This window comes from Spirochaetota bacterium, assembly GCA_026414805.1.
GTDB lineage: Bacteria > Spirochaetota > UBA4802 > UBA4802 > UB4802 > UBA4802.
In genome coordinates, this window is record JAOAIH010000096.1 from 1 (window position 1) to 8,810 (window position 8,810).

Here is an 8,810-nt window from a genome sequence, read left to right on the forward strand (position 1 = left end):
AGATATCGCTGGCGCATTCCTGCATTGTTAATGTACATCCATGCAGTGTAATGTGATGATGATTCTACTGTAACATTGGCGTTATATTTTAGTAGTAACTCCATTGTGTGAACTGCATTTGCAAAAACAGCATACATAAGCGCAGAACAGCCAAGGTTATCCTGTGCGTTAATATCACAATTTCTTGAAAGAAGTAGTGAAACAATTTCTGCATTATCAGCATACGCAGCAATCATAAGCGCTGTTGTTCCGTTTTTATCTTTGAAGTTTATGTCAGTAGTTTGTGCAATAAGCTGTTTGGCATTGTCATTATTTTTACTATAGATAGCTTTGCCTAATTTGCCATCATTGCACGTTGATTGTGCACCATAGCAGTATTCAAGATACAATCGTGTTACCCAACGGTCTTTATATGGAGCATACTGCATTTTTTGATAACTATCCAGTGAGTGGTAGTGCTTCTCAATATCAGTGGCAATTGCCATAAGTTCTTTTGATGAGCATAGAGCTTTTAATTTGCCAAAGGCTTCTTCTTTAAAGTAACTATCGCCACTACCTTCAATAAATGTTTGAATTAACTGATTCTTTGATAGTGAACAATACATAAGTGGTGATGGCACATCCCATGCCTTAAGAGGCAGACAATCAACATAATACAGCACCTGCGATGTGGTGAGCACATTTGTTTTGCTTTTTTTATCCTGTTGCAATTTTTGGACTATGGTTAGCTTTTCATTGTCTGTGATATCAAGAAATGTGTTATCATTTACATTGAACTTATAGATCTGGTAGTCTCTATCTTTGCCATTCCATCCGGCAGGGAACATTACATAGAGCACATTGCCCTGATATAGCCATTGTGCCGATGCAAGGTCAGGACTTACATCAGGGCCATGAGGAAAGTCAAGCTCAGAAATTTTCACAAGCGACTCGTTGGGGATTGTGTACTCATAAAAAAGTAACTGTTGCACATACACCTCACCAGGGCTGTACATATACATGGGGATAATTGTTTTTCCTGGCTGGCTCAATACATAGTGACACAAAAAATATACAGTATTGCCTGATTGGTATCCGGTTGATACTTCACGCCCTGTGTTTACAATTTTATATTTCATGCCGCCACATCCGCACATAACAAACAGTAGTAGTGCACTTAATGCAATGCATATCACACATACTGCATTGCGATTATCTGTATACATGTACTATCTCCCTCATTGAAATTGTGGAATATGGCAGGTAAAATTTTTGTTAGGCGATAGCTCCGAATAGTATATTTACTCTGCTACAACATCCACAAATGCAAAATTGATTGCATCCACAAGCCCACGGTTACTCAGCCTTAGCTCAGGTATTACCGGAAGCCCCAGAAGCGCCATGGTCATAAACGGCGATACCAGAGTGCATCCAAGATCCTTCCATGCTTGTTGTAATTTTTCAACTTTTTTTTGTACCACCTCTACCGGTTCATCGGACAAAAGCCCTGCCACTGGCAGCTCTACGATTGCAAGCACTGTGCCGTTTGCAACTGCAATCATGCCGCCTCCAGCTTTTATAAGCTCATTTCCAGCAAATGCCATATCCTCTTCATTGGTGCCAACAATGAGGAGGTTATGTGAGTCGTGTGCAACAGTTGAGGCCACTGCTCCTTTAATAAAGCCAAAGCCTTTGACAAAACCAATTCCCTTAGTACCTGTGGCTTTATGCCGCTCAAAAAGAGCAGCTTTTGCAATATCTTTGGTGGTATCCGGTGCAATATTGCCATCGACTACATTGAGGGTTTCAGTTGACTGTTTTGTAATGACACTTGCTTCCTGTATTTGTATAACACGTACTTTTACCTGTTTCTTATTGCTTTGTAAAATAAAGTCATCTTTATGTAACACTTTTCCAACGTTAACAGTATTTTTTGACCAATCTGGATAGGTTATCGATTTGGTAGGTATTAGCATTTTTCCTTCTTTTGCAACAAGATTTCCACCAATGATAACTGCAGCAACGCTTACCTTATACAGATCAGATAAAAGTACAATATCAGCAACTTTTGAGGGGGACACACTGCCAAAATCTTTGCTCATCATGAAGCATTCTGCAGTGTTAATTGTTACCATCTCAATTGCAGTGATAGGGTCAACACCTTCTTCAATAGCGCGCTTTACAATGTAATCTAAATGGCCATGTGAGATAAGAGTCTCAGGATGGGTATCGTCGCTCACAAGCACGGCAAAACGGCTGTTTACTTTATGATGTGTTACGGCTTTTATTACTTCCTTCAAATCATGCCAGGCTGAGCCTTCGCGTATCTTAGCGTACATGCCAAGGCGCATTTTTGCTAATGCATCTTGAGCGCGTACTGATTCATGGCATGAACGCACACCACTTGCAACGTATGCGTTAAGCATTGCACCGGTATCAGGCAGCGCAAAGTGCCCGGTTACGGGTTTGCCGGCTTTCAGCGTTACTTCTATCTCTTTATGAACTGCAGGAACACTATTGAATACACCGGGGAAATTCATAAGCTCGCCCAATCCTGCAATTCCATCCCACTTCATTGCTTCAGCAATCTCATCTGGGCCTATGACAGAACCGGCATCTTCAAGCCCTGGAGCAGCAGGAACACATGAAGGCACCGTGGCAAAGACCCTGAGTGGTACATCTTTGGCCTCATCAAGCATGAGTTTAACTCCTTTAAGTCCAAGTACGTTGGCTATTTCATGTGGGTCCATGAAGATGGCAGTAGTGCCATGTGGCACAACAGCGCTTGAATACTGGCTTACTGTAAGCATGCTGCTTTCAACGTGGATATGTCCGTCCATGAAGCCAGGTGCTATATAAAGACCGGTTGCATCAATTATTTCAGTGGTAGAATCTATGCAATGGCTGGCATCACCTACTAGTGCAATGCGGCCTTTGTAAATTGCAACATCACAGTGTTCTTGCAATTCCTTTGTATTAACATTGACAAGTGTGCCGTTTTTTATCACCATGTGGGCTTTGCGCCTACCCATGGCAACATCAGCAAGCTCCATTGTAATGTTTTCAAGTGGTATTAATTCCATACGTGTACCTCCACCAAAAAAAGGATGTGAATGCTATTCCACTACCATAGAGCGGCTAACGAAAAACATCATTACTATCGTAAGATTGTATGCAATGCTTTTTAGTAAAGCATTGATATAAATTAATACTACATACTCTTTATGCGCAATATTTTTTGTTACTCTGTTGCATGTGCCACACAATACTGTAGTAGTTGTATCATACCTAGCAACAATATTAATTCCCTTATTCTGTGACAGCTATGTACCTATTGGATTACATTGCAAAATTTGTTTTTCCACTACAGCATGGCAAAATTTTGCATATGCATCTTCAAAAGAAGGTACATGAGTTCAAATTAACGCTCGATTTTTACAATAATATCGCGTTAATAATTATTAACGGAAAACACTTTTGAACCTAAAGTTTTTCAATTAGTTTATCCAATTTTCTTAAATGCTTTTTCAATTGTTGCGTCAGAAGGTTTTTTTGTAAAAATGCTTACTACTGGCACAACCACAAATGGTGCAAGCATTCCTATAGTTGAGGCTATAGGGGAAAGATTTGCACCAAGGTAAAAAAACAACCCAATTGATGTTGCAAGCCCTGTAATCATGCCTGCATATACACCAGCTAAGGTGGTGCGTTTCCAGAAAAGGCCGTATAGGTATGGTGCCATAAATGCACCGGCAACAGCTCCCCATGAAAGCGACATCAAGGTTATGATGATTGCAAATTCATAGCGGGCAATAAAATATGAAATAATGATGAACAATGCACTCAAAAAGCGCATCATAGCTACCGAGTTTTCTTTTGATATCTCAGGGTTGACATGTCCCTTATAAAGGTCAATTGCAATGGCAGATGATGACACAAGTACTAATGATGAAAGAGTGGACATTGATGCAGAAAGAATCAAAAGCAGTATCACTGCCATAAGCGGTTCGGGCAGGTTCTGAGTTAACAGGTCAGGTATAAGCCTGTCAAAGGCTGGCTTGCCGTCAACGGCTGGCACGGCATCGTAAAAAATGTGCGATAGCGACCCGGTATAGTAGGCGCTAACGCCAATGATGATAGCAAAAATCCCGGTAACTATCGCCGCCTTTTTAATTAAGTCTTCACTCTTGATGGCATAAAATTTTTGCACCATCTGTGGCAGACCCCATACCCCAAAAGATGTCATAAAGATAAGAGCACCTAAGAGCAACCACCCAGGGTGTTTGTCAGCTGGTATATGCAAGGGATATTTTTGGGCAACTAGCGCAATGCTTTGAGCTATCCCCCCGCTTTTTGCAGAAAGCACCAACACCATGGTGATAGCCCCAACAATCATTATTATGCCCTGAATAAAATCAGTCAGCGTAATTGCAAAGTATCCACCAAGCACAAGATAAATGCCAGTGATGCCTATCATGATAATTAATGCCAGATCATAAGAAATGTTGAAATTAACTTCAAATAGATGTCCCAATCCTTTAAAGACAGATGCAGAGTAGGGTAATAAAAATATAAATATAATAATTGCTGCAAACATCTTGATGTATTTGCCATCAAAACGTTCCATTAAAAACTCAGGCATTGTCATAACATCCAGGTTTTGAGTCATAATGCGGGTACGCCTTCCTAACACAAGCCACGCAAGAAGTGACCCAATCAGCGCATTGCCAACACCAATCCAAATTGCATCCAGGCCAAAGATCCAACCCAATTTACCCGCAAAGCCAATAAATAGCACAGCTGAAAAATATGACGTGCCATACGCCAATGCTGAAACCCACGCACCTATAGTTCTTCCACCTAAAAAGAAATCACCAAGCGTGGAAGTTTTACGCATGCCCCAGACTCCAATAAGAACCATTAATGCTAAAAAGATAGTGAGTAAAGAAATTGACCACATTGCAGAATCTCCTTATATGTGTTGTAGAGTGTAACGTTCAACATGGTAGGGTACACATGTTGTCGTATTACACTAATGGCAATGTATGTATTTTTACCATATACCGTGGTATGTCAATGATAAAAAAAGGGCGCTTTAAAGCGCCCTTATAAACTATTATTACCCATTTCTTACTCATTCATGGTATACTGCCCTTTAAGCGCATATACATGGTCATTCCACACTTTATTGAAGTTTGCGTCATCAAGAACAGGCTTTTTGATCATCTTTAAGATAAGCTCATCCTGTATTGCGCTATTCTTCTGTCCGGTGTAAAGCCGTGTTGCGTAAGCCGAAAAATCGCTGACAATGAACTTGAAGATCTCATCAATGATTTCATCCTCTACATTGTAAATCTTCTTGTTTTCGCATATAAGCTGTGTGTAAGGGATAAGCGTAAAAAGCTCGCCAACTGTCAGCATGTAGTCAATATTCTTGGATTGTTTTTCGTCAGGGGTTCCTTTGACAAGGAAGTTTTTAAAGGCTTCTATCTGCTCCATGAAAACTTCAAGATTTTTGCTCTTGATGCCTTGGAAAGCCTTGCGGTAATCATGAAATTGAATTGAGCCCAACCCTTTTGTTGGCCCCTGATTGAATAAAAAGCTGTCATTGGCAGGATCATCGCGGCGTGGCACTTCAGGATAATCTTTTGGCTTGAACATGAAGTTCTGCAAAAATTTTACCACAAGTGCCATATTGACATGGGTGGTTCCTTCAAGTTTTGGCAGCATCCCTATATCGCGTATTGCCATTTCAAAATAGGTTTCTTGCTCAAAACCGCGTGCAGCTATAACTTCATGCAAAAGCCCTATAACTTTCTCACCTTCCATTGTTACTTTCATTTTCTGAATGGGATTATAGAGCAGATAGCGACGGTCATTTTCATTGGCGCTGCGCATATAGTCGCACGCACGAAGGGCAAAAAGCTTCATTGCAACAAGCCGTGCAAATGCTTCGGTGAAAAGCTTTTTAACATGTGGGAAATCAGTTACATACATATTGTAAAGATTACGGTTTGCGGCATGGTCGATAGCTTCATAGAAAGCATGTTCGCAGATGCCAATGGAAGCCCAGCCCAATTCGTACTTGCCTATATTCACCGTATTGAGTGACGAATCCCATGCATGATTGCCACGTGACAGGATGTCAGCTTCGGTTATAGGGTAGTCGTGGAGAGCAAACTCGGCCACATATGCCTGGCGCACACCTGAGGTGCTTATCTTTTTGACACATTCATAATTGGGATGTTTGGTATCGACAACAAAAAATACGTATTCGCCCGTGTCGGCCATTTTACCAAACACCGAAAGCAATGCTGCAGCGTTACCATTGCCAATGTAGTACTTGTCGCCGCGTGCCAGATACGTGCCATCGCCTTTTGGATAGAGCATCATGTCGGTACTGTATATATCAGCACCGTGCTCTTTTTCGGAAAGGCCAAAGCCAAAAATGCCACCATCCTTTAACAATTTGGCAGCCTTATGTTTAACCTCTTCGTTTTGCCCCATCCAGATTGGGCCAAGCCCCAAAATAGTTACCTGCCAGGTATACCAGTAACATAGGCCGTAAAATCCTAATATTTCATTGAATTCCTCAATGCGCCACATATCCCACCGTGAGTCAGGATCGCCATACCCAGATGGTGTCAGCAATGTGGCAAATGCCTGTTCTTTTTTAACGAATTCCAGAAAATCATCGTACCAGATGGCAGCCTGGTCATCTTCCTTGATTTTCTTTAAGCCTTTGTTTTCAAAAAACTCAATGGTTTTGAGCATTAAATTTTTTGTTTTTTCATCGGCATGGTGACGATTATACTTTTTTGGATTAAACAGTAACATTGTTCCCCCTATTCACTTGTAATATATAATACAAATTGGTATATACTGTATTGTACTACTATTGTTCAGTATAGCACTACATTGTAAATATTGCGTCAATTAAAAATTTTTTGTCAATGTAAATGGATGGCAAATTATCTACGGTGGTACTGAGGTGCAAAAAAGAACCACCGCACAGGTTGTGCCGTTTGTACATCCCATTACTGCTGCACAGTATAGAATCACAATAAGCTATAACGTGGTAAAACTGTTTTGGTAGTATGTAAGTTATTGACAATAAACGTGCATAATATAATGTGAGATAGTGACTGCAAATAATTTTTTAGTTTTATATAAACCCATTTGCGCAATTAGTCAATTTAGCTTGTGGAATATAATTGTAAACAAATGATGAAATCCTATTTTTGGAGCATACATAAATGAAACGGGCACTTATTACCGGGGTAACAGGACAGGATGGTGCATATTTGGCCGAGCTTTTACTAAACAAAGGATATACAGTTATTGGGGGATTCAGGCGTTTGAGCACACCTAACTTTTGGCGGCTGGACGAGCTTGGAATAACCAATAAAATCATACTGGTTGAAATAGACATGCTTGATGCTGGCAACCTGGTGCGGGTTATAGAAAAATATAAACCCGATGAAGTGTATAATCTGGCCGCTCAGAGTTTTGTGGCGCACTCATTTGCCAATCCTGTGCTCACTGGAAATGTAACCGGCCTTGGGGTAACCAATATTCTGGAAGCTATCCGCATTGTAAATAAGGATATAAAGTTTTACCAGGCATCTACGTCTGAGCTTTTTGGAAAAGCGCAGGAAACACCGCAAAAAGAAACAACGCCATTTTATCCCCGCAGCCCCTATGCAGTGGCAAAACTCTATGGGCACTGGATGACAATCAACTATCGTGAGTCATACGGCATATTTGCTTCAACAGGGATTCTTTTTAACCACGAATCGCCGTTGCGTGGCATAGAGTTTGTGACGCGAAAGATCACGGATGCTATCGCCAAAATTTATCATGGCAAGCAGGATTATTTTGAAATAGGCAATTTGGATGCCAAGCGCGACTGGGGGTATGCAAAGGAGTATGTGGAAGGCATGTGGCGCATTTTACAAGCGCCAAAACCCGACAACTATGTGCTTGCCACCGGCCAAACACACTCAGTACGTGAGTGGATTGAAGTGTGCTGTGAATACATTGGGAAAAAAATTGTATGGGAAGGCAAGGGACTGGATGAAGTTGGCAGAGATACAAAAAGCAGTAAAATTCTTGTAAAAGTAAATCCTGAGTTTTTCCGCCCAGCAGAGGTAGATTGCCTGGTGGGCGATGCTTCCAAAGCAAAACGCGAATTGGGGTGGGAGCCACAGGTTACGTTTGCAGAGCTTGCCCAGATTATGCTTGTGCGTGACATTGAACGCAATAAATAAAAAATGTAAAAAATCCTTGACAAAATATGAGTAATAAAATTACTCGTTATTGTAAAGATTTATTAATGTCAGTGTTGGTGTAAGTGGCTACATTAATAATTTGTTTTATATTGCTGTGCTTGGGCAGGTTAAACCCCTGTAACTGAGAGGGCGAAGCTTTGTGGCGGGGGGGTGGTGTTTTTAATTTTATATAAATTCCATAAAATTACTAATTTTAAGTGCAAAAAATAATATACAAAATATTTAATAATCCAGAATACCGCAGGATTTTTGAGAATTTTGTTTATCTTTCCATTTTACAGGGATTGAATTACTTATTGCCACTAATTACATTTCCTTATTTAGTGCGCGTTTTGGGTGTAGAAAAATTTGGTTTGTTGGCTTTTGCACAGGCTACTATTGGATATTTTCAAATACTTACAGATTATGGCTTTAATCTTTCCGCGACCCGTGAAATATCGATCAATCGTGATGATAAAGCAAAGGTGCAGGACATTTTCAGCGCGGTGATGATAATAAAACTTGGACTTCTGGTTTTAAGTTTTTTGCTGCTTACAGCAC

Annotated in this window: 6 protein-coding genes; 2 read left to right on the top strand and 4 right to left on the bottom strand. The window is 40.6% G+C overall.

Annotated elements, in window-relative coordinates; genetic code table 11:
• The 4 genes from N3F66_13880 to N3F66_13895 form a co-directional block, all read right to left on the bottom strand.
• On the bottom strand, positions 1–1,205 hold a 1,205-nt coding region (locus N3F66_13880), incomplete at its 3' end, for an ankyrin repeat domain-containing protein (GenBank protein MCX8125233.1).
• 75 nt (positions 1,206–1,280) lie between these two features.
• Entirely contained in the window at positions 1,281–3,062 is a 1,782-nt protein-coding gene (gene ade / locus N3F66_13885; GenBank protein ID MCX8125234.1) for an adenine deaminase, read from the bottom strand.
• 419 nt (positions 3,063–3,481) lie between these two features.
• A complete protein-coding gene (locus N3F66_13890) occupies positions 3,482–4,939 on the bottom strand; it encodes a sodium/solute symporter (GenBank protein MCX8125235.1) in 1,458 nt (485 codons plus the stop codon).
• Between the two features lie 170 nt (positions 4,940–5,109).
• The gene (locus N3F66_13895) at positions 5,110–6,816 is read right to left on the bottom strand and encodes an acyl-CoA dehydrogenase (GenBank protein MCX8125236.1); all 1,707 of its coding nucleotides are present in this window, start codon (positions 6,814–6,816) and stop codon (positions 5,110–5,112) included.
• A 419-nt stretch (positions 6,817–7,235) separates the two neighbouring features.
• Between N3F66_13895 and gmd the strand changes: the two genes are divergently transcribed.
• Together gmd and N3F66_13905 are read left to right on the top strand one after the other, a co-directional pair.
• Positions 7,236–8,249 carry a GDP-mannose 4,6-dehydratase gene (gene gmd, locus N3F66_13900; protein ID MCX8125237.1) on the top strand — a complete coding sequence of 338 codons (1,014 nt, stop codon included), beginning with the start codon at positions 7,236–7,238 and terminating at the stop codon, positions 8,247–8,249.
• A gap of 218 nt (positions 8,250–8,467) precedes the next feature.
• On the top strand, positions 8,468–8,810 hold a 343-nt coding region (locus tag N3F66_13905), incomplete at its 3' end, for an oligosaccharide flippase family protein (protein MCX8125238.1).